The following is a 21,732-nucleotide window of genomic DNA, read 5'->3' on the forward strand; positions in this document are numbered from 1 at the left end:
CGGCATGAGACCGGTCCGCGCCACCCGCTACGTCACCCCGCTCCGCGAGGGCGGCTCCCTGCCCGGTGTGGTCGAGGCCGACGACCTCGGCGTCTACGTCTGCAAGTTCCGCGGCGCCGGCCAGGGCGTCCGCGTCCTGGTCGCCGAGGTGGTGGTTGCCGGCCTGGCCGCGCTGGTCGACGTGCCGGTGCCGGAGCTCGTCACCGTCGACCTCGGTCGTGACATCGCCCGCTACGAGGCCGACGAGGAGGTCCAGGACCTGCTCACCGCCAGCCTGGGGCTCAACCTGGGGGTCGACCTGCTCCACCGCGCCTTCGGGTACGACGCGTCGTACGAGCCGGATCCCGACCTCGCCGGCCGCATCCTGTGGCTCGACGCGCTGACCGCCAACGTCGACCGCTCCTGGCGCAACCCCAACCTGCTGCTGTGGAGCGGGGCGCTGTGGGCCATCGACCACGGGGCGTCGCTCTACTTCCACCACAGCTGGCCCGGGGGCGGCGGCAGCCCGGAGCGGTTCGCCGGACAGGCCTACGACGCGAGCGAGCACATCATGCGCCGGTTCACCGCGCAGGCGCGCGCCCAGGACGCCGACCTGGCCTCCCGGGTCGACGAGGCGGCGCTGCGCCGGGTGCTGGGCGAGGTGCCCGACGCGTGGCTCGAACCGGTCCCGGGGGCCGAGGACCCCGAGGCGCTCCGTGAGCGCTACGTCGCCTTCCTGCTCGCCCGCGTGTCGGGGGAGCGGTCGTGGCTGCCGGGGCTGCCGGAGGACGGGGCGTGAACGGCTACCAGTACGTCGTGCTGCGCTGCGTCCCGCGCGTCGAGCGCGAGGAGTTCCTCAACGTCGGCGTCGTCCTCTACTCCGAGGCGGCGGGGTTCCTGGCCTGCGCCGGCCGGGTCGACGACCAGCGGCTGCGCGCCCTCGACGCAGGGCTCGACCCCGAGCTCGTCCGGAGGGCTCTCCAGGGGGTCGAGGAGGTGTGCCGCGGCGAGGGCCGCCTCGACCTCGCGGTGGGGGCACGGGCCACGGCGTACGGCACCCGCGAGGCCGCCGACACCCTCGGCACCCGCTTCGGGCTGCTCCGCGCGCCCCGCAGCACCGTGGTGCAGCCCGGCCCGGTCCACGGCGGCCTCACCGACGACCCCGCGGCCGAGCTGCCGCGCCTGCTGGCGGCCTACGTCGGGTAGTCCGAGACGAAAAGCACCACTAGGAGCCTCCCGGCGGTGCTCCTCGTCTCGGACTACCCGCAGGCGGGGTCAGACGGGGACGAGCTCGACCGCGCCGACGGCGTAGCGGGCGAGGACGGTGCGGGCCAGCTCGGGGTCGGCCCCCAGCGGCTCGGAGACGGCGACGGCGCCGGCCTCCAGGGCCAGCTCGGCGGCGCGGTCGGGCAGGAAGCCCGGGGCCAGGAACATCGAGGCCACGGCCACGTGGCGGCGGCCCTCGCGGCGGAACGCGCGCACCGCCTCGCCGGTGGCGGGCGGGGCCGAGGAGGCGAACGCCGCCGCGACGGGCAGGTGGTGCCGGGCGCCCCACACCCGGGCGAGCCGGGCGACGGCCTGGTTGGCCACGGGGTCCGAGGAGCCGGAGGCCGCGAGCACCAGCGCGTCGAGCTCGCGCACCCGGGCGCCGCGCAGGGCGTCGCGCAGGCGCTCGTCGAGCACGCCGAGGAAAGCCGGCTCCATGCCGAGGATGCGGGTCTGGCGCACCTGGAGCCCCACGTGCCGGTCCATCGCCTCCTGCACGACGCGGGGCACGTCGACCCCCGCGTGGTAGCCCTCGTTGAGCAGCAGCGGGACGACGACGACCTCGTCGTGGCCGGCGGCGACGAGGCGGTCGACGACCGCGTGGAAGCCGGGCTCGGCCAGCTCGAGGAAGGCCGCCTCGACACGCAGGTCGGGGCGCAGTCGACGGACCTCGGCGGTGAGCGACTCGATGGTGGCGGCCGACCGGGGGTCGCGGCTGCCGTGGGCGAGGGTGACGAGGGCTGGAGCGGTCACGTTCCGGCTCCCTTCGAGCTCGTGCGGCGGACGACGCTGTCCGGTGCGGGTGGTCGCCGGGGGACCGGCGGTGTGGGGTGACGCGGGCGGGCTACTGGTGGATGCCGCACTCGGTCTTGTTGCTGCCGGCCCAGCGGCCGCTGCGGGGGTCCTCCCCGGGGGCGACCCGGCGGGTGCAGGGCCAGCAGCCGATCGAGGGGTAGCCGTCGTACTGCAGCGGGTTGACGAGGATGCCGTTCTCGTCGATGTAGCGCTGCACGTCCTCGTCGGACCAGCGCGCCAGCGGCGAGACCTTGACCTTCTGCTTCTTCTCGTCCCAGCCCACGACGGGCGCGATCACGCGGTTGTGGGTCTCGGCCCGGCGCAGCCCGGTCGCCCAGGCGTCGTACGACGCGAGGCCCTCGGCCAGCGGCTGCACCTTGCGCAGCTTGCAGCACAGGTCGGGGTCGGTGCGGAACAGGTCCTTGCCGTACGTCGCGTCCTGCTCGGCCACCGACTGCACCGGCGTGATGTCGATCAGGTTGACCGGCATCGTCGCCTCGACGGCGTCGCGGGTGCCGATGGTCTCGGCGAAGTGGTAGCCGGTGTCGAGGAAGACGACGTCGACGCCCGGCGCGACCTTGGAGGCGAGGTGCGACAGCACGGCGTCGCTCATCGAGGAGGTGACGCAGAACCGGGAGCCGAAGGTGGCCGTGGCCCACTCGATGATGTCCTCGGCGGGCGCGAGCTCGAGCTCGGCACCGACGTGGAAGACGATGTCCTTGAGCTCCTCGGTGCTGCGGCCCTCGGTCTCCGAGCCCCGGTAGTCGCGGGCGGCCAGCGTGGTGGGGATGGTCATCGCGCGCCTCCTGTCGCGGTGCTGCTCGACGTGGCGGAGGCGGGGCGACGCAGCTGACCGATCATGCTGACCTTGAACGCCCGCAGGCAGGAGTGGCATTCCCACGAGCCGTGCGGGGAGGTGCCGTCCTCGGCCTCGTGGGGACGCAGGTCCTCCTCGCCGCAGAACGGGCAGTGGAACGGCACCGCCCGGGCGCTCACGAGGCCTCCCCGGCCAGCGACTTCTCGCCGCGCAGCAGGATCTCGTCGGCGCGGGTGGCCCAGGCGCCGAACGCCTCGCCGCCCTCGCGGTCGGCGAGGTAGTTGCCGACGACGGTGGTGACGTAGTCGTCGAGCCCGGCGCTGGTGACCTTGTGGGCGCGCAGCTTCTTGCCGAACTGCTCGGTCAGCCCCAGCGCGCCGCCGAGGTGGACCTGGAAGCCCTCGACCTGGTCACCGGCCTCGTCGAGCACGAGCATCCCCTTGAGGCCGATGTCGGCGACCTGGGTGCGGGCGCAGGCGTTGGGGCAGCCGTTGACGTTGACGGTGATCGGCACGTCGAGCGTGGGGAAGCGCTTCTCCAGCTCGGTGACCAGGTCGGTCGCCCGCTGCTTGGTGTCCACGATCGCGAGCTTGCAGAACTCGATGCCGGTGCAGGCCATCGTGTTGCGGCGCCAGTTGGACGGCTCGGCCTCCAGGCCGAGCTCGCGCAGGTCGCGCACCACGGCGTCGACGTCGGCCTCGGCGACCCCGAGGACGACGAGCTTCTGCTGCGCGGTCAGGCGGGCGCCGGCAGCGGCGTACCGCTCGACGACGTCGCCGACGCCGGTGAGCACCGCACCGTTGACGCGACCGGCGACCGGCGCGACCCCGACGTAGAACTTGCCGTCCTTCTGGGCGTGGACGCCGACGTGGTCGCCGCTGACGCCGGAGGCCTCGGGCGAGGGTCCGTCGAGGAGCGGCCGCCCGAGGTACTCGGTCTCGAGGACCTCGCGGAACTTCTCCTTGCCCCAGTCCGAGACGAGGAACTTCAACCGGGCGCGCGAGCGCAGCCGGCGGTAGCCGTAGTCGCGGAACACCGAGACCACGGCCTCCCAGGCGTCGGGGACCTCCTCGACCGGGATCCAGACGCCGAGCTTCTGGGCCAGCATCGGGTTGGTCGAGAGCCCGCCGCCGACCCACAGGTCGAAGCCGGGGCCGTGCTCGGGGTGCACCGTGCCCACGAAGGAGACGTCGTTGACCGACGGCACGCAGTCGAGGCTGGGGTGGCCGCTGGCGGAGGTCTTGAACTTGCGCGGCAGGTTGGAGTAGTCGCGGTTGCCGATGTAGCGGCGCTTGATCTCCTCCAGCGCCGGGGTGGCGTCGATGATCTCGTCGGCGGCGACACCGGCGACGGGGGAGCCGAGGAAGGGCCGTGGCGAGTCGCCGCACGCCTCGAGGCTGGTCATCCCGACGGCGTCGAGGCGGTCCCAGATCTCGGGGACGTTCTCCACCTCGATCCAGTGGTACTGGATGTTCTGGCGGTCGGTGATGTCGGCGGTGCCGCGGGCGAAGTCGGTGGAGATCGACCCGAGGGCGCGCAGCTTGGCGGCGTCGAGCAGCTCACCGTCGGAGCGCACCCGGAGCATGAAGAACTCGTCGTCGAGCTCCTCCTCCTCGAGCATGGCGGTCTTGCCGCCGTCGAAGCCCGGGGCGCGCTGGGTGTAGAGGCCCATCCAGCGGAACCGGCCGCGCAGGTCGGCGGGGTCGATGCTGGCGAAGCCGCGCTTGGAGTAGGTGTAGAGGATCCGGTCGCGGACGTTGAGCGGGTTGTCGTCCTTCTTGGACTGCTCGTTCTTGTTCAGCGGCTCGTTGTAGCCGAGCGCCCACTGGCCCTCGCCCTTCTTGCGGCGGGTGCGGCCGGAGCGGCCGACGCGGCCCTCGGAGGGTGCCGGGGACTGTGCCGGGGGGGTGCTGGAGGTCATCGTTACCTGTTCCTGGTCGGGAGGGACGCGGAGCGCGCGGCGCGGATCGGCGCGGCGGGCAGGCGTCCGGCGGGGCCGTGAGCTCGGCGGGTGGGGGCGGGGGCGGGGCTCGCGGCGCTCAGGAGGCGTGACGACACATCATGCTGCGGGTGCGACCGAGGTCCACGTGGCGGCGGGCCACGAGCCAGGTCGTCGATGCAGCGGTGATCACGAGGCCAAGTCTCACGTCGCGGACAGGCCGCCCACAAATCTCGGTCTCATGCAGTGAGACGCCTGTCCGCATGCCGGACACGGCGGTCCGCCCGCCGCGGGCCCGCGCGACGACCGCTCTAGGCTGGTCCCATGACTGACGAGCGCCTGGCCAAGACCGTCTCCTCGGCGTACGACGCCGCCCTCGAGGTCATCGCCTCGGTGGAGCCGCGTGTGGCGCAGGCCACACGTCAGGAGCTCGCCGACCAGCGGGGCTCGCTCAAGCTGATCGCCTCGGAGAACTACGCCTCGCCGGCCACGCTGCTCACGATGGGCACCTGGTTCAGCGACAAGTACGCCGAGGGCACCGTCGGACACCGCTTCTACGCCGCCTGCCAGAACGTCGACACCGTCGAGTCGCTGGCCGCCGAGCACGCCCGCGAGCTGTTCGGCGCGCCGTACGCCTACGCGCAGCCGCACTCCGGCATCGACGCCAACCTGGTCGCCTTCTGGTCGATCCTCGCCAACCGCGTCGAGACGCCCACGCTGCAGCGGCTCGGTGCCAAGAACGTCAACGAGCTGACCGAGGAGGACTGGGAGACGCTGCGCCACGAGTTCGGCAACCAGCGCCTGCTGGGCATGTCGCTCGACGCCGGCGGTCACCTGACCCACGGCTTCCGGCCCAACATCAGCGGCAAGATGTTCCACCAGCAGCAGTACGGCACCGACCCCGAGACCGGGCTGCTCGACTACGACGTGGTGCGGGCCAAGGCCCAGGAGTTCCGTCCCCTGGTGCTGGTGGCCGGCTACTCGGCGTACCCCCGGCGGGTGGACTTCGCGAAGATGCGCGAGATCGCCGACGAGGTCGGCGCGGTGCTCATGGTCGACATGGCCCACTTCGCCGGCCTGGTCGCCGGCAAGGTGTTCACCGGCGACGAGGACCCGGTGCCGCACGCCCACATCGTCACCACCACCACCCACAAGTCGCTGCGCGGCCCGCGCGGCGGCCTCGTGCTGGCGCAGGAGGAGTTCGCGGCCGACGTCGACCGCGGCTGCCCGATGGTGCTCGGCGGACCGCTGTCGCACGTGATGGCGGCCAAGGCCGTGGCCCTGGCCGAGGCGCGGCAGCCGGAGTTCCGCACCTACGCCCAGAACATCGCCGACAACGCCAAGTCGCTCGCCGAGGGGTTCCTGAGCCGCGGCGCCAGGCTCGTCACCGGCGGCACCGACAACCACCTCGTGCTGCTCGACGTCTCCGGCTTCGGCCTCACCGGCCGCCAGGCCGAGTCCGCGCTGCTCGACGCGGGCGTGGTCACCAACCGCAACTCCGTCCCCGGCGACCCCAACGGCGCGTGGTACACCTCCGGCATCCGCTTCGGCACCCCGGCGCTGACCACCCGCGGCTTCGGCCACGAGGAGTTCGACACCGTCGCCGACCTGGTGGTCGAGGTGCTGTCGAAGACCCAGCCCGGCACCACCAAGGCCGGTGGCCCGTCGAAGGCGACGTACGCCACCGAGGACGGCGTCGCCGACCGCGTCAAGGACCGCGCCTCGGAGATGCTCGACCGCCACCCGCTCTACCCGGGCCTCCAGCTCTCCTGACCGCGACCGGGCAGCTCTGCTGAGGCTCAGCGCTTCCAGCCGTAGGCCACCTCGGGGCGGCCCGCGCCGCCGTAGCGAGGTCGTCGCTCGACCGCGCCGTCGTCGGCGAGGTGCTCGAGGTAGCGGCGGGCGGTGACGCGGGAGACGCCGACGGCCTGGGCGACCTCGGAGGCCGACATCGGGGAGGGCGTACGCCGGAGCACGTCGGTCACCTGCCGCAGCGAGTCCGGGCTCATCCCCTTAGGCAGCGACGACCCGGTGCCCCGGGCGCGGAGAGCGCCGAAGAGCTGGTCGACGTCGTCCTGCACCACGTCGTCGGCGGTCTCGCGGAGCTGCTCGCGGTAGGCGGCGTACTGCTCCAGCTTGGTGCGGAACGCCGCGAACGAGAACGGCTTGAGCAGGTAGAGCACGACCCCCTGCGAGACCGCCCGCCGCACGACGTCGCTGTCGCGCGCCGAGGTGACCGCGATGACGTCGCACAGGTGGCCGGCCGCCCGGATCCGCTGGAGCAGCCCCAGGCCGTGGCCGTCGGGCAGGTGCATGTCGAGCAGCACGAGGTCGACCTCGCCGGGGCGGGAGTCGAGCAGCCGCATCGCCTCGCCGGCCGAGCGAGCGACGCCGGCGAGGTCGAACCCCGCCACCCTCCCGACGTACGCCGCGTGGGCCTCGGCCGCGATCTCCTCGTCCTCGACGACGAGCACCCGGACGCTCACGAGGGCGGCCCCAGCGTCACGGTGAACCGCGCCCCGCCCAGGTCGGAGGAGTCGACCTCGACGCGGCCGCCGTGGCGCCGCGCGACCTGGCCGACGAGCGCCAGCCCCAGCCCCCGGCCCTCGACCGCCTTGGTCGACCAGCCGCGCTCGAGCACCCGCTCCGCGTCCTGGGGAGGTACGCCGGGCCCGCTGTCGTCGACCTCCACGAGCAGCCCCGCCCCGCGGTCCTCCAGCCGCAGCCGCACCTGGCGGCGCTCGGACTCCGCCACCGCGTCGAGGGCGTTGTCGATCAGGTTGCCCACCACCGTGACCAGCTCGCGCGACGGCACGGCCACCTCGGCCCCCACGGACCCGGTGAGCCGCAGCTCGACGCCCTGCTCGGCGGCCTGGGCGGTCTTGCCGAGCAGCAGCGCCGCCAGCGCGGGCTCCTCCACCGCCCCGACCACCTCGTCGGCGAGCGCCTGGGCCACGGCGAGCTCCTCGGTGGCGAAGTCGACGGCCTCCTCGTGGCGGCCGAGCTCGATCAGGCCGACCACAGTGTGCAGCCGGTTGGCCGCCTCGTGGTTCTGCGCCCGCAGCGACGCGGTCAGGCCGCGCACCAGGTCGAGCTCGCCGGTGACCGACTGCAGCTCGGTGCGGTCGCGCACCGTCACGACCGCGCCGACCTCGGCGCCGCCCCAGTAGGCGGGGGCCGAGCTGATCACCAGCACCTGGTCGCGCAGCACGTAGAGGTGGTCGCTCTCGGCCACCCGGCCGCGCGCCGCCTCGACCATCGCCGGCGGGAGCCCGAGGTCGTCGAAGCGCCGGCCGACCACGTCGTCGGGCAGCCCGAGCAGCCGCCGCGCCTCGTCGTTGACCAGCTGCACCCGGCCGGCCTCGTCGAGCAGCACCAGCCCCTCGCGGACGGCGTGCAGCACGGCCCGGTAGTACTCGTACATCCGGGTGATCTCGCGCTCGCCCATCCCGTGGGTCTGGCGCCGCAGCCGCCGGGAGATCAGCCAGGCGCCGACCAGCCCCACCACCAGCGCCCCCAGCGCCGCGAGCCCGATCGAGGGCAGGTCGTCGAGCAGCTGCTGCTGGATCCGGTCGAGCGTGATGCCGACCGAGACCAGCGCGACCACGCGGCCGGCGTCCTCGACGGGCACGACCGCCCTCACCGAGGGGCCGAGCGTGCCGGCGTACTCCTGGGTGAAGGGGCGTCCCTCCGGCGCGGTGCCGAGGTCGCCGATGAACCTCTCCCCGATGCGGTCCGGGTCGGGGTGGGTGTAGCGGGTGCGGTCCAGGGCCATCACCACCACGAAGTCGGTGTCGGTGTCGGCGCGCACCTCCTCGGCGTACGGCTGCAGCGTCCGCGACGGGTCGGCCCCCACCACGGCCGTGCGCACGGTGGGGGAGTCCGCCAGCGACTCCGCGACCGCCAGGGCCTGGTCGCGGGACTCCGCCCGGACGTCGCGGCGGGCGTCGACCGCGGCGAGCGCGACCGCGCTCACCACCAGCACGACCACGACGAGCACCTGGAGCAGCAGGATCTGCCGGGCCACGGGGGAGTCCCGGGGACCGCCGCGCCGTGCCATGCGCCGCATCATGCCGTACGCCGCGCCCCACGCCGCCGCGCCAACCACGGCCGGGGTCCCACCCGGTGAACACAACCTACGAAAGGGTGACGGCAGTCACAGGGGGTCGCAGGATGTGGTGCAGGGCACACGCCTGTCACGCCGCACGACCGAGAGCCGGAGGACGCATGAGCAGCACGGACACCCAGGGGACGACGGTCAAGAAGGACCGCACCCACTACCTGTACATCGCGGTGATCGTCGCCGTGGTGCTCGGCGTCATCGTCGGCTTCGTCGCACCCGACTTCGCGGTGAAGCTGAAGTGGATCGGCGAGACCTTCGTGGCGCTGGTCAAGATGATGATCCAGCCGGTCATCTTCTGCACGCTCGTGATCGGCGTCGGCTCGGTCCGCAGCGCCGCCAGCGTCGGCAAGGTCGGCGGGCTCGCGCTGGCCTACTTCCTGACGATGTCGACCTTCGCCCTGGCCATCGGCCTGGTCGTCGGCAACCTCATCGACCCGGGCGAGGGCCTCAACCTGACCGACGAGACCGCGGGCGTCGGCGCCGAGCAGGCCGCGGGCGCCGGCTCCACCACGGAGTTCATCACCGGCATCGTGCCCGACTCGCTGTTCTCCTCGCTGACCTCCGGCGAGGTGCTGCAGACGCTGTTCGTCGCGCTGCTGGTCGGGTTCGCGCTGCAGGCCATGGGTCGCTCCGGCGAGCCCATCCTGCGGGGCATCGGCCACCTCCAGCGCCTGGTGTTCCGCGTGCTCGCGATGGTGATGTGGGTCGCGCCGATCGGTGCGTTCGGCGCCATCGCCGCCGTCGTCGGCGAGACCGGCCTCGACGCGCTGAAGAGCCTGGCCGTGCTGATGGGCGCGTTCTACCTGACCTGCTTCATCTTCGTCTTCGGCGTCCTCGGCACGATCCTCAAGCTGGTCACCGGGGTCAACATCCTGAGCCTGTTCAAGTACCTCGCCCGCGAGTTCCTCCTCATCGTCTCGACCTCCTCCTCGGAGTCCGCGCTGCCGCGGGTCATCGCCAAGATGGAGCACGCCGGCGTCGACAAGACCACGGTGGGCGTGGTCATCCCGACCGGCTACTCCTTCAACCTCGACGGCACCGCGATCTACCTGACGATGGCCTCGATCTTCATCGCCGACGCGCTCGGCAAGCCGCTGTCGATCGGCGAGCAGATCTCGCTGCTGGTCTTCATGGTCATCGCCTCCAAGGGCGCGGCGGGCGTCTCCGGCGCCGGTCTGGCCACCCTGGCCGGCGGCCTGTCCTCGCACCGGCCCGAGCTGCTCGACGGCGTCGGCCTCATCGTCGGCATCGACCGGTTCATGTCCGAGGCCCGCGCGGTCACCAACTTCGCCGGCAACGGCGTCGCCACGGTCCTGGTGGGCCACTGGACCGGCACGCTGAACCGCGAGCGGCTCGACCAGGTGCTCGCCGGCCACGCGCCGTTCGACGAGATGACGATGCTCGACGACGACCACTCCGAGGGCGACCGCGCCCGGGAGATCGACCCGGAGGGCACCACCGCGAGCACCACCGCGAGCACCACCAGCGGGAGCTCCACCACCACCCCCTGAGCACGGCACCGGCACCCCGGGCCCTGGTCCGCCGCGAGGCGGGTCAGGGCCCGTCGTGCGTCCCGGTGCGGTCCAGCAGGTCCAGGCTGTACGCCGCGAGCACGGCGCGCTGCCGGGCGAGGTCCACCAGCGCCGGGGTCGGCTCCGAGCCGAGGTGCTCGAACGGCAGCGACGACAGGCCGGCGTACAGCACCAGCTGCAGCGCGTGGGCGCGGCGCACCACCTCGGTGGGGGTGTCGTCGCCCTCGGCCCGCAGCCCGGTGACGTAGGCCGCGAGGCAGGCCTCGTCGCGCGTGGCCAGGGACTCCAGGTCCTCGGCGCAGTGGCCGGTCTGGACCTCGCCGACGAGGAGTTGGGCCAGGTCGAAGCCGACCGGTGCCGCGCCGAAGAAGCCGTAGTCGATGAGCACGAACCCCTCGACCCCCGGCGAGGTGAGCAGGTTGTGGGGGCAGGCGTCGCCGTGGGCGGCCAGCAGCGGCACGGCGGCCAGCTCGGCGGTCAGCGCCTCGGCCCGGCGGGCGGCGTCGCGCAGGCGCTCGCGCACCTCGTCGAAGGGTCCGGCCAGCAGCGGGTGCTCCCACAGCCCGTCGTCTAGGAGGGCGGGGAGCACCTGCCCCGCCAGGCGCCCGTGGAGGTAGCTCCACACCGACAGGCCGTGGCCGACCCGGGACGCGGCCTCGCGCACCGCGGGGCTCGCGGCCAGCCGGCCCAGCAGGTGGGCCGCGGACACGTAACGCTCCAGCCCCCAGGTCCCGAGGCGCGTCGCCACCTCCGGCAGCCAGACCGCGGCCGACAGCTCGTCGAGGTCCTCGACCAGCAGCGCGCGCGGCATCGCCAGACCCTCGGGCAGCCGGGCGCCGAGGTCGGAGCGGTAGGCGAGCGGCTCGGTGCGCCAGGGCAGCCCCGCCGCCGCCAGCTCCCGCATCTCCGGCGGCACGGCCGCGAAGGCGGGGTGCCGGCTCCAGCACTGCACCTGCTTGACGAAGACCGACCACGGCCGGACCGCGTCCGTGTCCGATCCGGGGCCCCCGTTAGTCGAGCCCGTCGAGACCACCGCCTCGCCCCGCACCCAGTGCCGGGCGGCGGTCGTGATCGCGTCCAGCTCGTAGTCCACCGGGTCGACCGTGACCCCGCGCAGCCGGACGTGGCCGGGCGGCTCGCCCAGCAGGGCGGCCACGAGCCCGGTCAGCGTGTCCGCGTCCACGGCGGCGGGGCCGAGGGCCTCCAGCGCGTCGGCAGCAGGGGCGGTGGTGTGGGCCATGACGACCTCCGATCGGCAGGCGGCTCTACCACCTCGAAGGTAAACTTGCTTTATGAACTCGGTCAAGGGCATTCCGCCGCGAGGGGAGTGGCACGCCGCGCTGCTCCTCGGTCAGCTGTTCCGGCGGCTGGGTGAGGCCTTCGGCGCGGGGCCGGGCCTGCGGCAGTCGCAGCTGCGCGTGGTCTCGGCCGTGCCGGCGGAGGGGATCAGCGTCACCGACCTCGCCCGGCGGGTGGGGATGACCAAGCAGGGCTGCGGGCAGTTCGTCAGCGTGCTCGTCGACTCCGGCCACCTGGTGGTCGATCCCCGCCAGGACGACCGGCGCGTCCGCGTGGTGCGGCGTACGACGGAGGGGGAGCGGGCGACGCACGCGGCCCGCGACCGCGTCCTGGAGCTGGAGGAGGCGTGGGCGGCCCAGGTCGGGCCGGAGCGCTACCGGGTCTTCCGCGAGGTGCTCGAGGAGGTCGCGACCGGCGTCTGGCGCGCCGACGCGGCGCCCGGTGCGGCAGCAGCCCCCGGGGCTCAGACCAGCGAGCGGTAGATCTCCAGCGTCCGTTCGGCGATCGCGGGCCAGCTGAAGTGCTCCTGCGCCCGGCGCCGCCCGGCGAGGCCGTACGCCGCCGCGCGCTCGGGGTCGCTCACGGCCTCGACCAGCGCGGCGGCGAGGTCCGCGACGTACTGCTCGGGCTGCAGCGGCGTGCCGGTGCCGTCGGTGGCCTGCTCGATCGGCACCAGCCAGCCCGTCTCCCCGTCGACCACGACCTCGGGGATGCCCCCGGTCGCGGTCGCCACCACGGCGGTCTCGCAGGCCATCGCCTCGAGGTTGACGATACCGAGCGGCTCGTAGATCGACGGGCACGCGAAGACGGTCGCCGCCGTCAGCAGCGCCACCACGTCGGGCCGGGGCAGCATCTCGGAGATCCAGACCACGCCCTCGCGCTCGGCGGCGAGCCGGTCGACCAGCCCGCGCACCTCGGCCTCGATCTCGGGGGTGTCCGGCGCTCCCGCGCACAGCACCAGCTGCACGTCGGGCGGCAGCTGGGCGGCGGCGCGCAGGAACAGCGGCAGTCCCTTCTGGCGGGTGATCCGGCCGACGAAGATCACGCTCGGCCGGTCGGGGTCGACGCCGAGCTCGCGGACGCGGTCGGGGTCGCTCACCGGCTGCCAGTCCTCGGTGTCGATGCCGTTGTGGACGACCTGGACCCGGGCAGGGTCGATCGCGGGGTAGGCGCGCAGCACGTCCTCGCGCATCGCGGCGCTCACGGCGATCACGGTGTCGGCGGCCTCGTACGCCGTCCGCTCGACCCAGCTCGACACGGCGTACCCGCCGCCCAGCTGCTCGGCCTTCCACGGCCGCATCGGCTCCAGGCTGTGCGCCGAGACCACGTGGGGGACGCCGTGCAGCAGCTTGGCGAGGTGACCGGCCAGGTTGGCGTACCAGGTGTGGGAGTGGACCAGGTCGGTGCCGACGCACCCGCCGACCATCTCCAGGTCGACGCCCAGCGTGCGGACCGCCGCGTTGGCGTCGGCGAGACCCGCCGGGTCGGCGTACGCCGTCGTGCCGGCCTCGGCGCGCTCCCCGCCGAAGCAGTGGACGCGGGCGTCGACCCCGTCGACGGCCCGCAGCGCCCGGACCAGCTCGGCCGCGTGGACGCCGGCGCCGCCGTACACCTCGGGCGGGTACTCCCTGGACAACACGTCGATGCGCATGGCAGCAACCTAGTGCGCGTCGGGCGGCGGCGCTCGCGCGTGACCGCGGTCACCCCTAGGGTCGAGGCATGAGTGCATCGTCGCGGCGCAAGAAGGTCCTGGCCATCGTGCTGGCGGGCGGTGAGGGCAAGCGGCTGATGCCGCTGACCGCCGACCGCGCCAAGCCCGCGGTGCCGTTCGGCGGCATCTACCGCCTGATCGACTTCGCGCTCTCCAACGTCGTCAACTCCGGCTACCTCCAGGTGGTCGTGCTGACGCAGTACAAGTCGCACAGCCTGGACCGCCACGTCACCACCACCTGGCGGATGTCGACGCTGCTCGGCAACTACGTCACGCCGGTGCCGGCGCAGCAGCGGGTCGGCAAGCGGTGGTACCTCGGCAGCGCCGACGCGATCTTCCAGTCCATGAACCTCCTCGACGACGAGAAGCCCGACATCGTCGTGGTGGTCGGAGCCGACCACGTCTACCGGATGGACTTCTCGCAGATGGTCGACGCCCACGTCGCCAGCGGCGCGGGCGCCACCGTCGCCGCCATCCGGCAGCCGATCTCGCTGGCCGACCAGTTCGGCGTCATCGACGTCGACCCCGCGCGCCCCGACCGGATCCGCGCGTTCCTGGAGAAGCCGACGGACCCCACCGGCCTGCCCGACTCGCCCGACGAGGTGCTCGCCTCGATGGGCAACTACGTCTTCGACGCCGAGGCGCTGCGCGAGGCGGTCACCCGCGACGCCGAGGACGAGGACTCCAAGCACGACATGGGCGGCGACATCGTCCCGGCCTTCGTCGCACGGGGCGAGGCGGCGGTCTACGACTACAAGGACAACGACGTGCCCGGCTCCAACGAGCGCGACCGGGGCTACTGGCGCGACGTCGGCACGATGGGCTCCTACTACGCCGCCCACATGGACCTCGTCGCCCACCTGCCGGTCTTCAACCTCTACAACCAGCAGTGGCCGATCTACACCACCTACGGCCCGCAGCCGCCCGCCAAGCTGGTCGAGGGCGACGGCATGACGCCCGTGACCGTCTACAACTCGATCCTGTCCCCGGGCGTCGTCGTGACCGGCGGCTCGGTCCGCGAGTCGGTGCTGTCGCCGTCGGTCCGCGTCGCCTCCGGCGCGCGCGTCGAGGGGTCGGTGCTGCTCAACGGCGTGAGCGTGGGGGAGGGGGCGATCGTCAAGAACGCCATCCTCGACAAGAACGTCGTGGTCCCGGCCGGGGCCCGGGTCGGCGTCGACCCCGAGGCCGACCGCGCCCGCGGCTTCGTGGTCGAGGACGGCCTGACCGTGCTCGCCAAGGGGCAGGAGGTCACCTGATGGCCGAGCAGAGCCGCGCCGGCACGCCGGCCCGCCCCGAGGACCTCGTCGACGTCGCGCACCTGGTCACGGCCTACTACACCGGTGAGCCCGACCCCGACGACGTCGACCAGCAGGTCGCCTTCGGCACCAGCGGCCACCGCGGGTCCTCGCTCAAGACGTCCTTCAACGAGACCCACATCGCCGCCACCACGCAGGCGATCGTCGACCACCGCCGCCAGCAGGGGTACGACGGCCCGCTGTTCGTCGGCCGTGACACCCACGGCCTCTCCGAGCCGGCGTGGGCGACCGCGCTGGAGGTGCTGGTCGCCAACGACGTGACCGTCCTGGTCGACGCCCGCGACGGCTACACCCCCACGCCGGCCGTCTCCCACGCGATCATCCGGGCCAACGGCGGCCGCACGTCCGGCTCGGGCCTGGCCGACGGCATCGTGGTCACCCCGTCGCACAACCCCCCGAGCGACGGCGGCTTCAAGTACAACCCGCCCCACGGCGGCCCCGCCGACTCCGACGCCACCAAGGCGATCGCCGCCCGCGCCAACGAGCTGATCCGAGGCGGCCTGTCCGGCGTGCAGCGGGTGCCGTTCGCCCGCGCCCGCGCCGCCGCCCAGGGCTACGACTTCCTCGGCACCTACGTCGACGACCTGCCCTCGGTGCTCGACGTCGACCGGGTCCGCGAGGCGGGCGTGCGGATCGGCGCCGACCCGCTCGGTGGGGCGGCGGTGCACTACTGGGGCGAGATCGCCGAGCGGCTGCGCCTCGACCTGACCGTGGTGAACCCGCTCGTCGACCCGACGTGGCGGTTCATGACGCTCGACTGGGACGAGAAGATCCGGATGGACTGCTCCTCCCCGTCCGCGATGGCCTCGCTCATCGGTCGCAAGGACGAGTACGACATCGCCACCGGCAACGACGCCGACGCCGACCGGCACGGCATCGTGACGCCCGACGGCGGGCTGATGAACCCCAACCACTTCCTGGCCGTCGCCATCGGCTACCTGTTCGGCGGCGCCCGGCCCGACTGGCCCGAGACCGCCCGGATCGGCAAGACCCTGGTGTCGAGCTCGATGATCGACCGCGTCGCCGCCTCGCTCGGCAAGCCGCTCGTCGAGGTGCCCGTCGGGTTCAAGTGGTTCGTGCCCGGCCTGATCGACGGCTCGTTCGGCTTCGGCGGCGAGGAGTCCGCGGGGGCTTCGTTCCTGCGTCGCGACGGGTCGACGTGGACCACCGACAAGGACGGCATCCTGCTGGCCCTGCTCGCGAGCGAGATCCTCGCCGCGACCGGTCGCACCCCCAGCCAGCACTACGCCGACCTGGTCGCACAGCACGGCGAGCCGGCGTACGCCCGGGTCGACGCGCCCGCCGACCGCGAGCAGAAGGCCGCCCTGGCCGCCCTCTCGCCCGACGCCGTCACCGCCACCTCGCTCGCCGGGGAGGAGATCACCGGCAAGCTCACCGAGGCCCCCGGCAACGGCGCCGCCATCGGCGGGCTCAAGGTCACCACCGGGTCGGCCTGGTTCGCCGCCCGCCCCAGCGGCACCGAGGACGTCTACAAGATCTACGCCGAGTCCTTCCGCGGCCCCGACCACCTCGCCGAGGTCCAGGCCGAAGCCAAGCAGGTCGTCTCCGCGGCCCTCGGTTCCTGATCGGTTCGCAGACGCGCGGACACAAGTCGGCGGATCGGTCCGGTTTCAGGCGGTTCGCCCACGTCCTCGCAGGACTTGTGTCCGCGCGTCCACGACTCGCTGCAGCACGTCGAGCACGTACGCCGGGTCGTGCATGACGTCCTCCCAGGAGAACCGCAGCACCGTCCAACCGTCGACGACCAGGAGGTTGTAGCGACGGGCATCGCGGCGCAGGGCCGACCGGTCGCCGTGCCACTCGAAGGAGTCGGCCTCGAGAATGATCCGCAGCCGGGTGTCGACGAGGTCGGGTCGCACCGTCGTCCTCGAGCCGACGACACGCAGCTGCGGGCTCACTTGGAGTCCCTCGACCTGCAGCGCGAGGGCACGCAGGCACGACTCGAACGGGTTGGCGGCGCTCCCGTCGGCGTGACGAGCGACGTGGCGCACGGCGGGGCGACCGCGGCCACGGATGGTTGCCGCGATGTCGGTCAGCACCTCGCGGCGTACGCCGTGGCGCAGCGCGGAGTCGCCGATCGCCAGCCCCTCGTCGACAGGGAGGGTCCGCAGGCAGTCGAGCAGCGTGCGGCGGGCCGACGTGCAGATGTCGTCGACGACCTCGTCCGACCCGAGGTCGGAACGGTGGGGGACCACCGTCGGCGGCGTGGCCAGACGCCGGCGACGTGGGACGGTGACGTGCGTCTTGTCGGGCAGGGTCTTCACCTCCCAGCCGTGCCACAGCGCGGCGCTGACGTGGCTGAGCACGCCGCGCAGCCCGTGCGCCGTCATCACGTCGAGGTCGAGGCCCGGCAGCCCGTAGCGGCCCCGCGACACCCACACGATGTGCCCGACCCTCACGGCTCGGTCGAACTCGCTCCGCCCGGTCGCCTCGACCAGCTCGCCCCAGGTCGCGAAGCCCCCTCGCTGGACGAGGAAGCGCACGGCATCGGACACGCCGACACCCTGACCCGACTCCGCTGCGTCGTCGAACGGCCGTCCACAGGACTCGCCGCCGGCGCGCAGACGCGCGGACACAAGTTCGTCGGAGCGTCCGGTTCGCCCACGTTCGTCTACCCCGGACGCGGACTTGTGTCCGCGCGTCTGCGAGAAACGCCCGACGCTCAGACGACGGGGGTGGCGCGGGTGACGATGGTGGCGAGGTCGGTGCCGACGGGCAGCGTGCCGAGGGTGCCGTTGTAGTCGCCGCCCAGGCGGGTGGCGCAGAAGGCGTCGGCGACGTCGGGGTCGGCGAGGCGGAGCAGGAGCGAGGCCTGGAGGCAGGCGGCCATCTGGCCGGCGAGGCGGCGGGCGGAGTGCTCGAGGGTCTCCACCTCGCCGAGCATGGTCAGGACGCCCTCGACGGCGCGGTCGAGGCGGGGGTCCTCGCCGCGGGCGAGACCGACCTCGGTCAGCCAGGCGGCCAGCGTCTCGGGCTCGCGCGTCAGGGCGCGCAGCACGTCCAGGGCGTTGACGTTGCCCGAGCCCTCCCACACCGAGTTCAGCGGCGACTCGCGGAACAGCAGCGGCAGCCCGGACTCCTCGACGTAGCCGTTGCCGCCCAGGCACTCCAGCGCCTCGGCCACCATCATCGGCGTGCGCTTGCACACCCAGAACTTCGCGAGCGGCAGCGCGATCCGGCGCAGCGCCGCCTCGTGGGGGTCCGTACGCCGGTCCACGGCGCTCGCCAGCCGCATGGCCAGCACCGTCGCCGCCTCGGACTCCACCGCCAGATCGGCCACCACGTTGCGCATCAGCGGCTTGTCGCCCAGCAGCCCGCCGAACGCCGACCGGTGCGCCACGTGCCACGACGCCTCGGCCAGCGCCTTGCGCATCAGCGAGGCCGACCCGATGACGCAGTCGAGGCGGGTGGCGGCGACCATCTCGATGATCGTGCGCACGCCGCGGCCCTCGTCGCCGAGCCGCTGCGCCCAGGTGCCCTCCAGCTCGAGCTCGGCCGAGGCGTTGGAGCGGTTGCCCAGCTTGTCCTTGAGCCGTACGACGTCGATGCGGTTGCGCTCGCCCGAGGGCAGCACCCGGGGCACCAGGAAGCACGACAGCCCGTCCGGGGCCTGGGCCAGCACCAGGAAGACGTCGTTCATCGGGGCGGAGGTGAACCACTTGTGGCCGTGCAGGGTGTACTCCCCGTCGACCGAGGTCGGCCGGGCCGCCGTCTCGTTGGCGCGCACGTCGGACCCGCCCTGCTTCTCGGTCATCCCCATCCCGGCCAGCGCGCCGCCCTTGTCGGCCAGCAGCCGCACGCCCGGGTCGTAGGAGGTCGCGGCCAGCTTGGGCGTCCACTCCTTGGCCAGCGCGTCGTCGACGCGCAGGGCGGGGACGGCGGCGTACGTCATCGAGATCGGGCAGCCGTGCCCCGGCTCGGTCTGCGACCAGGCGAAGAACCCGGCGGCGCGACGCAGGTGGGCGTGCGGGGCGCCGGACTCCTGCTGCTCCCAGGGCGCCGCCTGCAGCCCGTGGCCGACCGCGCGCTCCATCAGCCAGTGCCACGAGGGGTGGAAGCGGACCTCGTCGACGCGGTTGCCGTAGCGGTCGACGGTCACCAGCTCGGGGTGGTGCACGTTGGCCAGCCGGCCGTGCTCGCGGGCCTCCTCGGTGCCGGCCTCGCGGCCCAGGTCGCCCAGCGTCTCGACGACGCCGTCGGGGGCGTGGCTGCGCACCGCGTCGACCAGCGCGGTGTCGGAGGTCACGACGTCGTGGCCGACGAGCGGCGGGGCCTGGTTGCGGGCTACCCGGGAGTCGGCGCTCATGGCCTTACCGTAGTGCTCATGGCCGTCCAGAGCAGTCCGCGCCGCCAGGTGCGCGGGTTGTCGTGGGCCACGATGCGCACGTCGACCTGGCAGCTGGTCGTCAACACGGTCGGCACCTGCATGCGCCACCGGGTCACCGGGCTGGCGGCCGAGGCGGCGTTCTTCGCGGTGCTCTCGCTGCCGCCGCTGATCTTCGCGCTGGCGGGCTCGATCGGCTACATCTTCGCGCAGTTCAGCGACAGCCAGATCGCCGAGGTCCGCGACACCATCATCGCGCTGGCCAGCCAGGCGCTGACGCCGCAGACGGTCGACAGCATCATCCGGCCGACCCTCGACGAGGTGCTCTCGGGCGGCCGCTACGACGTGATCTCGATCGGCTTCGTGCTCGCGCTGTGGTCCGGCTCGCGGGCGCTCAACGTGTTCCTCGACACCATCACGATCATGTACGGCCTCGGCGGTCAGCGCGGCATCCTCAGCACGCGCGCGCTGTCCTTCGGGCTCTACCTGCTCGGCATGCTGATGGGGGTCGTGCTCGTGCCGCTCGTGGTGGCCGGGCCCACGCTGATCGGGCGCTGGCTGCCCGAGCGCCTGGAGTTCCTCGACCAGCTCTACTGGCCGGTCGTGCTGCTGCTCGGCATCGTGTTCCTGGCGCTGCTCTACCACCTGTCGGTGCCGGTCCGGACCCGCTGGCGCTGGAACCTCCCGGGCGCGGTGTTCACGATGTTCTGCTGGGTCTTCGGGTCGGCGTTGCTGCGCTGGGTCCTGGTCGGGACCGCGCAGGGCTCGACCTCGATCTACGGACCACTGGCCGCGCCGATCGCGGTGCTGCTGTGGCTCTACCTGCTCTCCATCGCCATCCTCATCGGCGCCGCGCTCAACGCCGCATTCGACCAGGTCTGGCCGCAGAAGGAGCTCACCACCGCCCGCGCGGAGCGGCTCAGCCGGATCTCGCTCGACAACGTGCTGCCCTGGCGGGCCGGCCCGACCACCGCCAGGACCGAGCCGGAGCCGGAGCCCGAGGCCGACGCCGAACCCGGGGCCGGGGCGACCGCGGGCGACACCCGAGGCACGGACGCCGTCGCGCCCGCCCAGCCCGTGGCGCCGGGCCGGGAGGCCTGAGGGTCGCTGCCGCGGGGCCCGCCGCGTGCGTGCCATGCTTCGGCCGTGGCCAACGTGACCCTGCCGACCCCGGTGGTCCTCGCCGGAGCCGGCCTGTGCCTGCTCGGGGGCTACCTCGTCGGCTCCGTGGCCGGCGCGACCGACCAGGTGGAGCGGCGTACGGCGCAGGTGGCCTCCTACGACGCGGACGACCAGCGGATCTGCCTCACCGGCGCCACCGTGGAGGACCTGCCCGGCTCCGACGACGAGGGCCGGCTGTGCGGCTCCCTGCGTCGTACGCCGTCCAGTGCCGTGCCCCGCGAGGGCGACACCCTGCGCTTCGTCTCCGTCGCCACCGCCGAGCAGGTCGACGGCGAGCCCCGGCAGTCGGTCGTCGTCATCGGCGACGTGGTCCGCTAGTCGTGGCGGCCGCCCCCCGCACGTTCGGGATGCTGACCCTGCCGGCCCGGCAGCGCTCCCCGTGGTGGGAGCTCGGCCGGCGGCTGCTGGCCGCCATCGGGATCCTGGTCTTCACGGTCGCGATCGTGTGGTTCGACCGCGACGGCTACGTCGACAACAGCGACCCGACCAACCAGGTCAGCCTGGTCGACGCGATGTACTACACGACCGTCACCCTGAGCACGACCGGCTACGGCGACATCGCCCCGGCCACGGACACGGCGCGGCTGGTCAACGCCTTCGTCGTCACGCCGCTGCGCATCGCCTTCCTGGTGCTGCTGATCGGCACGACGCTGGAGGTGCTGGCCGCGCAGGGCCGCGAGATGTTCCGGGTCGCCCGTTGGAGGAGGAAGATGAACCAGCACGTCGTCGTCATCGGCTACGGCACCAAGGGTCGCAGCGCCGTGCAGACCCTGGTCAGCAACGGCACCTCCCGCGACTCCGTCGTCGTGGTGGACCCCTCGACGGTCGGTCAGGAGGAGGCCAACGCCGACGGGCTGGCCGTCGTCACGGGCGACGCCACCCGGCGCGACGTGCTGCGGCGCGCCGGCGTCGAGCACGCCCAGCAGGTCATCATCACCACCGCCCGCGACGACACCACGGTGCTCGCGACGCTGACGGTGCGCCAGCTCAACCCCGACGCCTACATCGTCGCCGCGGTGCGCGAGCAGGACAACGTGCAGCTGGTGCGGCAGAGCGGTGCCGACTCGGTGATCACCTCCTCCGACGCGGTGGGCCGGTTGCTCGGCCTCGCGTCGTACTCGCCCAACCTCGGCGCGGTGATGGAGGACCTGCTCACCTACGGCGAGGGTCTGGAGGTGGCCCAGCGCGAGCTGCTGGTCGGCGAGGTCGGCCGGGCGCCGCAGTCGCTGCCCGACCAGGTGATCGCCGTGGTGCGCGACGAGAAGGTCTACCGCTACTTCGACCCGACGGTCACGCTGCTGGCGCGCGGCGACGAGCTGATCGTCGTACGCCCCTCCAAGGAGCTGCCCTGGGCACCCCGCCCGGGCACGCACAACGAGACGCTCGCCGACGAGGAGGAGTAGCACCGGGCTGCACCGGACGCGCGTA

At 73.2% G+C, this 21,732-nt stretch carries 20 protein-coding genes; 10 read left to right on the forward strand and 10 right to left on the reverse strand.

The window, feature by feature from the left end; translation table 11 throughout:
* The first annotated feature begins 4 nt into the window (after positions 1-4).
* Together ASG49_RS06255 and ASG49_RS06260 are read left to right on the forward strand one after the other, a co-directional pair.
* Positions 5-778, forward strand: a complete 774-nt coding sequence (locus tag ASG49_RS06255; protein ID WP_056538475.1) for a HipA family kinase — start codon at positions 5-7, stop codon at positions 776-778.
* A complete protein-coding gene (locus ASG49_RS06260; protein WP_056538478.1) occupies positions 775-1,185 on the forward strand; it encodes a DUF3037 domain-containing protein in 411 nt (136 codons plus the stop codon). The genes ASG49_RS06255 and ASG49_RS06260 overlap by 4 nt, the downstream gene beginning before the upstream one ends.
* 69 nt (positions 1,186-1,254) lie before the next feature.
* Here ASG49_RS06260 and ASG49_RS06265 read toward each other — a convergent pair whose 3' ends face one another.
* The 4 genes from ASG49_RS06265 to ASG49_RS06280 form a co-directional block, all read right to left on the reverse strand.
* The gene (locus ASG49_RS06265) at positions 1,255-1,998 is read right to left on the reverse strand and encodes a sirohydrochlorin chelatase (RefSeq protein ID WP_056538481.1); all 744 of its coding nucleotides are present in this window, start codon (positions 1,996-1,998) and stop codon (positions 1,255-1,257) included.
* 91 nt (positions 1,999-2,089) lie between these two features.
* Positions 2,090-2,836, reverse strand: coding sequence for a phosphoadenylyl-sulfate reductase (locus ASG49_RS06270; RefSeq protein ID WP_082533820.1), 747 nt, complete (start codon positions 2,834-2,836; stop codon positions 2,090-2,092).
* Positions 2,833-3,036, reverse strand: a complete 204-nt coding sequence (locus ASG49_RS06275) for a hypothetical protein (RefSeq protein ID WP_056538485.1) — start codon at positions 3,034-3,036, stop codon at positions 2,833-2,835. Before ASG49_RS06275 ends, ASG49_RS06270 begins: the two co-directional genes overlap by 4 nt.
* Positions 3,033-4,778 (reverse strand): nitrite/sulfite reductase, encoded by a 1,746-nt coding sequence (locus ASG49_RS06280; protein ID WP_056538488.1) that lies wholly within the window; start codon positions 4,776-4,778, stop codon positions 3,033-3,035. Before ASG49_RS06280 ends, ASG49_RS06275 begins: the two co-directional genes overlap by 4 nt.
* A 342-nt stretch (positions 4,779-5,120) precedes the next feature.
* Here ASG49_RS06280 and ASG49_RS06285 point away from each other — a divergent pair, with 342 nt between their 5' ends.
* Entirely contained in the window at positions 5,121-6,569 is a 1,449-nt protein-coding gene (locus ASG49_RS06285; protein ID WP_056538490.1) for a glycine hydroxymethyltransferase, read from the forward strand.
* A gap of 26 nt (positions 6,570-6,595) precedes the next feature.
* Here ASG49_RS06285 and ASG49_RS06290 read toward each other — a convergent pair whose 3' ends face one another.
* On the reverse strand, positions 6,596-7,282 hold the full coding sequence (locus ASG49_RS06290; protein ID WP_056538494.1) for a response regulator: 687 nt from the start codon (positions 7,280-7,282) through the stop codon (positions 6,596-6,598).
* Complete coding sequence (locus ASG49_RS06295) at positions 7,279-8,856, reverse strand: sensor histidine kinase (RefSeq protein ID WP_235561926.1); 1,578 nt, start codon at positions 8,854-8,856, stop codon at positions 7,279-7,281. The genes ASG49_RS06290 and ASG49_RS06295 overlap by 4 nt, the downstream gene beginning before the upstream one ends.
* A gap of 167 nt (positions 8,857-9,023) precedes the next feature.
* Between ASG49_RS06295 and ASG49_RS06300 the strand changes: the two genes are divergently transcribed.
* Positions 9,024-10,430, forward strand: coding sequence for a cation:dicarboxylate symporter family transporter (locus tag ASG49_RS06300; RefSeq protein WP_056538497.1), 1,407 nt, complete (start codon positions 9,024-9,026; stop codon positions 10,428-10,430).
* Positions 10,431-10,473: 43 nt separating this feature from the next.
* Here ASG49_RS06300 and ASG49_RS06305 read toward each other — a convergent pair whose 3' ends face one another.
* A complete protein-coding gene (locus ASG49_RS06305; RefSeq protein ID WP_056538500.1) occupies positions 10,474-11,691 on the reverse strand; it encodes a phosphotransferase in 1,218 nt (405 codons plus the stop codon).
* A 52-nt stretch (positions 11,692-11,743) separates the two neighbouring features.
* On the opposite strand from ASG49_RS06305, the gene ASG49_RS06310 reads away from it, so the two are divergent.
* A complete protein-coding gene (locus tag ASG49_RS06310) occupies positions 11,744-12,232 on the forward strand; it encodes a MarR family winged helix-turn-helix transcriptional regulator (protein WP_056538503.1) in 489 nt (162 codons plus the stop codon).
* On the opposite strand, the gene glgA is transcribed toward ASG49_RS06310, so the two are convergent.
* Complete coding sequence (glgA, locus tag ASG49_RS06315) at positions 12,214-13,401, reverse strand: glycogen synthase (RefSeq protein ID WP_056538508.1); 1,188 nt, start codon at positions 13,399-13,401, stop codon at positions 12,214-12,216. The two genes, ASG49_RS06310 and glgA, sit on opposite strands and share 19 nt — an antisense overlap.
* Before the next feature lie 68 nt (positions 13,402-13,469).
* Here glgA and glgC point away from each other — a divergent pair, with 68 nt between their 5' ends.
* Both glgC and pgm read left to right on the forward strand, forming a co-directional pair.
* A complete protein-coding gene (gene glgC / locus ASG49_RS06320; RefSeq protein WP_056538512.1) occupies positions 13,470-14,717 on the forward strand; it encodes a glucose-1-phosphate adenylyltransferase in 1,248 nt (415 codons plus the stop codon).
* Positions 14,717-16,363 (forward strand): phosphoglucomutase (alpha-D-glucose-1,6-bisphosphate-dependent), encoded by a 1,647-nt coding sequence (gene pgm, locus ASG49_RS06325; protein ID WP_056538514.1) that lies wholly within the window; start codon positions 14,717-14,719, stop codon positions 16,361-16,363. The genes glgC and pgm overlap by 1 nt, the downstream gene beginning before the upstream one ends.
* 45 nt (positions 16,364-16,408) lie before the next feature.
* Here the strand turns inward: pgm and ASG49_RS06330 are convergent, their stop codons facing one another.
* Together ASG49_RS06330 and ASG49_RS06335 are read right to left on the reverse strand one after the other, a co-directional pair.
* On the reverse strand, positions 16,409-17,293 hold the full coding sequence (locus ASG49_RS06330; RefSeq protein ID WP_156384203.1) for a DUF559 domain-containing protein: 885 nt from the start codon (positions 17,291-17,293) through the stop codon (positions 16,409-16,411).
* Positions 17,294-17,460: 167 nt separating this feature from the next.
* Positions 17,461-19,104, reverse strand: coding sequence for an acyl-CoA dehydrogenase family protein (locus ASG49_RS06335; protein ID WP_056538520.1), 1,644 nt, complete (start codon positions 19,102-19,104; stop codon positions 17,461-17,463).
* 18 nt (positions 19,105-19,122) lie between these two features.
* Here ASG49_RS06335 and ASG49_RS06340 point away from each other — a divergent pair, with 18 nt between their 5' ends.
* From ASG49_RS06340 to ASG49_RS06350, 3 genes are read left to right on the forward strand one after another with little or no spacing between them, the layout of a single operon-like run.
* Positions 19,123-20,223, forward strand: coding sequence for a YihY/virulence factor BrkB family protein (locus ASG49_RS06340; protein ID WP_235561927.1), 1,101 nt, complete (start codon positions 19,123-19,125; stop codon positions 20,221-20,223).
* Positions 20,224-20,268: 45 nt separating this feature from the next.
* Positions 20,269-20,622: a hypothetical protein gene (locus tag ASG49_RS06345; protein WP_056538522.1), complete on the forward strand. Its 354-nt coding sequence runs from the start codon at positions 20,269-20,271 to the stop codon at positions 20,620-20,622.
* 29 nt (positions 20,623-20,651) lie between these two features.
* The gene (locus ASG49_RS06350) at positions 20,652-21,707 is read left to right on the forward strand and encodes a TrkA family potassium uptake protein (RefSeq protein WP_056539904.1); all 1,056 of its coding nucleotides are present in this window, start codon (positions 20,652-20,654) and stop codon (positions 21,705-21,707) included.
* Positions 21,708-21,732: the final 25 nt, after the last annotated feature.

Source organism: Marmoricola sp. Leaf446, from assembly GCF_001424755.1.
GTDB lineage: Bacteria > Actinomycetota > Actinomycetes > Propionibacteriales > Nocardioidaceae > Marmoricola.

Coding starts and splice junctions, on each gene's coding strand:
- ASG49_RS06255 (WP_056538475.1), top strand. CDS start 5: ATGAGACCGGTCCGCGCCACCCGCTACGTCACCCCGCTCCGCGAGGGC.
- ASG49_RS06270 (WP_082533820.1), bottom strand. CDS start 2,836: ATGACCATCCCCACCACGCTGGCCGCCCGCGACTACCGGGGCTCGGAG.
- ASG49_RS06280 (WP_056538488.1), bottom strand. CDS start 4,778: ATGACCTCCAGCACCCCCCCGGCACAGTCCCCGGCACCCTCCGAGGGC.
- ASG49_RS06285 (WP_056538490.1), top strand. CDS start 5,121: ATGACTGACGAGCGCCTGGCCAAGACCGTCTCCTCGGCGTACGACGCC.
- ASG49_RS06295 (WP_235561926.1), bottom strand. CDS start 8,856: ATGGCACGGCGCGGCGGTCCCCGGGACTCCCCCGTGGCCCGGCAGATC.
- ASG49_RS06300 (WP_056538497.1), top strand. CDS start 9,024: ATGAGCAGCACGGACACCCAGGGGACGACGGTCAAGAAGGACCGCACC.
- ASG49_RS06305 (WP_056538500.1), bottom strand. CDS start 11,691: ATGGCCCACACCACCGCCCCTGCTGCCGACGCGCTGGAGGCCCTCGGC.
- ASG49_RS06310 (WP_056538503.1), top strand. CDS start 11,744: ATGAACTCGGTCAAGGGCATTCCGCCGCGAGGGGAGTGGCACGCCGCG.
- glgA (WP_056538508.1), bottom strand. CDS start 13,401: ATGCGCATCGACGTGTTGTCCAGGGAGTACCCGCCCGAGGTGTACGGC.
- glgC (WP_056538512.1), top strand. CDS start 13,470: ATGAGTGCATCGTCGCGGCGCAAGAAGGTCCTGGCCATCGTGCTGGCG.
- pgm (WP_056538514.1), top strand. CDS start 14,717: ATGGCCGAGCAGAGCCGCGCCGGCACGCCGGCCCGCCCCGAGGACCTC.
- ASG49_RS06335 (WP_056538520.1), bottom strand. CDS start 19,104: ATGAGCGCCGACTCCCGGGTAGCCCGCAACCAGGCCCCGCCGCTCGTC.
- ASG49_RS06340 (WP_235561927.1), top strand. CDS start 19,123: ATGGCCGTCCAGAGCAGTCCGCGCCGCCAGGTGCGCGGGTTGTCGTGG.
- ASG49_RS06350 (WP_056539904.1), top strand. CDS start 20,652: ATGCTGACCCTGCCGGCCCGGCAGCGCTCCCCGTGGTGGGAGCTCGGC.